Source organism: Pseudomonas sp. EL_65y_Pfl2_R96 (assembly GCF_963970905.1).
Classification (GTDB): domain Bacteria; phylum Pseudomonadota; class Gammaproteobacteria; order Pseudomonadales; family Pseudomonadaceae; genus Aquipseudomonas.
In genome coordinates this window covers 1-458 of sequence record NZ_CAXAQH010000331.1, presented here as the reverse complement: position 1 = coordinate 458, position 458 = coordinate 1, and the positions used below count along the sequence as shown (strand labels likewise).

Here is a 458-nt window from a genome sequence, read left to right as displayed (position 1 = left end):
GAATTGAACCGCGATGGTCGCCGCATCAACCGCTGGATGTGCTGGTGCAGCATGTGGTCAGCATGGCACTGGGGGGCGGATTTATACCCGAAGCGTTGTACGAAGAAGTCCGTGGCGCTTGGGCTTATCGCGACCTCACACCCGTCGATTGGGCATGGGCGCTGGCTTTCGTACGCCATGGCGGCATGTCTCTGACGGCTTATCCGGATTACCGCCGGGTCGAACCGGATGAGCATGGTGTCTGGCGCGTGCCCGATGCGCGACTGGCGCGGCGGCACCGCATGAGCATCGGCACCATCGTCAGCGACGCGAGCATGCAGTTGAAGTTCTGGAGCAAGGGCGGCGCAGGCAAGCCATTGGGCAGCGTCGAAGAAGGCTTCATTGCCCGCCTTAAACCGGGTGATGGTTTTCTGTTCGCCGCACGTTTGCTGGAACTGGTGCGCGTGGAAAACATGACC

1 pseudogene is annotated in these 458 nt (G+C 61.4%); it reads left to right on the top strand.

What is annotated here, in order from left to right:
* Positions 1-458 (top strand): annotated as a pseudogene (locus AACY49_RS30890) (DNA ligase-associated DEXH box helicase); the annotation flags it as partial.